The organism is Aequorivita vladivostokensis, assembly GCF_000952855.1.
Lineage (GTDB): Bacteria > Bacteroidota > Bacteroidia > Flavobacteriales > Flavobacteriaceae > Aequorivita > Aequorivita vladivostokensis.
Map to the genome: position 1 here is coordinate 1 of NZ_JSVU01000020.1, position 3134 is coordinate 3134.

Genomic DNA, 3134 nt, shown 5'->3' on the forward strand with positions numbered 1-3134 from the left:
CGGTGTGCCTGTTGCACAACCACCTCTTCAAATATAGCAAAAGGCTTGTATAAAATTGAGAAGTTTATTAATTTCATGCCTATGCAAGGCAAGAAAAACTATCAGGAAAAACTCTTCACAAGCTTTAAGCTAAGCGACAGGGTTTCAAAAGAAAATTTTTACCGACGGCTAAAAGAAGTTCTAGACCTGGACTTTCTTTACCCGCTCACCAATAAGTTCTATGGACAAAGTGGGCAAAAGAGCATAGACCCCGTGGTCTTTTTTAAGATATGCCTGGTGGGCTATCTGGAAAACATAACCACAGACCGTGGCCTGATGGATCACTGCAGTATGCGCATGGACATTCTTTATTTTCTGGACTATGATATTGACGAGCCTTTACCTTGGCACAGCACCATCAGCCGCACACGGCAACTTTTCCCGGAAGATATTTTTGAAGAAGTCTTTACCCGTGTTCTGAAATTGTGCATAGAGGCCGGTCTGGTAAGCGGCCATACCCAGGCCATCGATTCAGCTCCTGTAAAGGCCAATGCCTCGATGGACAGTCTTGAGATCAAAGTGCCGGCAGATGAACTTGAAGAACACCTTTCCAAGGTGCGCGTACAGAGCAGCAGGGACAGAAAGGCCAAAGAGAACAAAGCGCCTAAGGAACAACAAGAAATAACGGCCAGTAAAAAAGAATTACAGGAGATCAAGAGCCGTAACAAAAGATGGAGCGAAGACCAGGATATGCGCCCGGGAGCCAAGAACAAAGGCAGCCGTTACACCAGCAACAAAACCCATTATAGTCCTACCGATCCCGATTCCAGAATAAGTGTCAAGCCCGGGAAGGCAAGAAAGCTCAACTACCTGTGCAACATAAGCGTAGATACCGGGGGCCACGTGATTACCGATGTGCAGGCTTACCACGCCGATAAGAAAGACAACCAGTATTTGCAAGACACCGTGGCAAGACTTAACAGGCGATTGAGAAAGGAGGGAATGATTTGGGAGCACCTCTTGGCAGACACCGGCTACAGCAGTGGGGAGAACTATGCCTATCTGGAAGCCAGGGGCATTAAAAGCTACATTCCGCCCCACGGAACTTACAAAGGCGGCCCCGAAGACTTTAAATATATAAAAGAAGGTAACTACTGGCTGTGCCCACAGGGAAAGAAAGTAACCTTCCGCAAGCAGAAACTTGAAAAAGGCACATTAAAGGATAATTATTTTACAAAACGAAGTGATTGCAAGGGATGTCCCATCAAAGAAAGCTGTATAGGTAAAAGCCACGAGAAGCGGATCAATATCACTGCTTACCGGGAAGAATATGAACGCAACATAGCGAGAATAAAAAGCCCCACTGGCCGGTATCTAAAAAGCAAACGGCAAAGCACCGTGGAGCCTGTCTTTGGAACCCTCAAGGAGTTTATGGGGCTTCGCAAGGTCAATACCATTGGCATCAAACAGGCCAATAAATGCATGCACCTCTCGGCAATGGCCTACAACCTCAAGAAATACCTCAAGTTTATCCAAAAACGCGCAAAGAGCGGGGCGGAAAGCCTTGTTTTATATTTTTTGCCAAAAATAGTGCTTCAGAATGTAGCATGGCATTTTTTAAAGGCACCAAATTTGGTTCATTCTCAAGCCTGACCAAAAAAGCAAGGCCGCTTAAAACGGCTTATATTGGTTCAGGTCTAAAAAAATTAAGGGGTTGTGCAACGGTTACCAGTGTTAGGCACAGTTTTTTTAAAATCCGTAATATTTTCCAATTGCTTCGGCTAATAGACTTCCAGCAGCTCCAATTCCTACATTCCATCCACCATCGACTGCTTTTCCAATCATTTTTTTAGTCCAATCACTAACTTTTTTTCCAAAAGTTTTATTTTCTGGATTAGGTTCTTCTGTGTCGATTATTTCAACTAATTCGGCAGTGTCCTCGGGTGAAATCCCATTTTCTTGAAGGTATTTAGCCAACTCCTCTTTATTACCTTTTGAAATATTGATATTAGCTTCTATTTTAGCTTTATCTCCAGTATTAATAATATTGCCATCTCCAGAAGTCGTAATGTTGTTTGTTGTCATATATTGTAAAATCGTTTTATTATTTTCCTCTCGTTGTTTGTTATAATCTGTTAGTTCTATTTCGTATCCAAATTGTTCAGCTATTTCCATTGAAAATGCTAATAGATTTGTTCTTACAGTTTCTGTAATTCCCATCATTTTACTGCTATTGCCAATTAGTCTTGCACCAGTAACTTGCATTCTAATGTCACTTTTATAAAGTCTTGTTGCAAAGGGTTGAATTTGAGGTAATAATTGTAAAGGAAGAGGAAATTTAAGTTCATAATGACTATCTTTTTCACTAAACTTTAAATTCATATTTTCTATTTCACGAATACTCTCGTACACACGAATATGATTACAAAACTCTTGAATATCTTTGTCAAGTCCAGCTACAGGTAATTCTTTATTTGGATGACTATTCCATCCAGCTTGAAAATCTACATATAATCTTGCTCCTATTTTTCTGTAATCAGGTAATTTAGAATCTGCTGAATAACCTTTAATTTCATTTAATGTGTATTCTGTTAATTCTTTGTTTTTTGTAATTCTACCAAAATAGTTAAGCTTCATTAATGGATTTATCAGACTCTTTTCAGCATCTATCAAATCATTAATAACATTATTTAGTATAAATGTATTATTGGTTTTTTCAGTCATTTTGTTCAAATTGTGCCTAACGTTGTGTGTATGGACCGTTGCGTGTGAAAGCCCGAACCATTACAAGTACAAATCTACGAGAAAATTCCCAAGAATTTTCCAGATGAGCACAGACCCAGCAATGGTTTATACACGGTGTGCCTGTTGCACAACCACCTCTTCAAATATAGCAAAAGGCTTGTATAAAATTGAGAAGTTTATTAATTTCATGCCTATGCAAGGCAAGAAAAACTATCAGGAAAAACTCTTCACAAGCTTTAAGCTAAGCGACAGGGTTTCAAAAGAAAATTTTTACCGACGGCTAAAAGAAGTTCTAGACCTGGACTTTCTTTACCCGCTCACCAATAAGTTCTATGGACAAAGTGGGCAAAAGAGCATAGACCCCGTGGTCTTTTTTAAGATATGCCTGGTGGGCTATCTGGAAAACATAA

At 40.0% G+C, this 3134-nt stretch carries 2 protein-coding genes and 1 pseudogene; 2 read left to right on the forward strand and 1 reads right to left on the reverse strand.

Going from position 1 to position 3134, the window contains the following annotated elements; all coding sequences use genetic code 11:
• Window positions 1–81 precede the first annotated feature (81 nt).
• Window positions 82–1632 (forward strand): IS1182 family transposase, encoded by a 1551-nt coding sequence (locus MB09_RS15315; protein ID WP_045081804.1) that lies wholly within the window; start codon window positions 82–84, stop codon window positions 1630–1632.
• 96 nt (window positions 1633–1728) lie between these two features.
• Here MB09_RS15315 and MB09_RS15320 read toward each other — a convergent pair whose 3' ends face one another.
• Window positions 1729–2703, reverse strand: a complete 975-nt coding sequence (locus tag MB09_RS15320; protein ID WP_045081802.1) for an AbiTii domain-containing protein — start codon at window positions 2701–2703, stop codon at window positions 1729–1731.
• A gap of 208 nt (window positions 2704–2911) precedes the next feature.
• Between MB09_RS15320 and MB09_RS15325 the strand changes: the two are divergent.
• A pseudogene (locus tag MB09_RS15325) lies at window positions 2912–3134 on the forward strand (IS1182 family transposase); the annotation flags it as partial.

What these genes read in the sequence shown, in the direction of transcription:
- MB09_RS15320 (WP_045081802.1), bottom strand. Translation starts at nt 2,703, where the DNA reads ATGACTGAAAAAACCAATAATACATTTATACTAAATAATGTTATTAAT.
- MB09_RS15315 (WP_045081804.1), top strand. Translation starts at nt 82, where the DNA reads ATGCAAGGCAAGAAAAACTATCAGGAAAAACTCTTCACAAGCTTTAAG.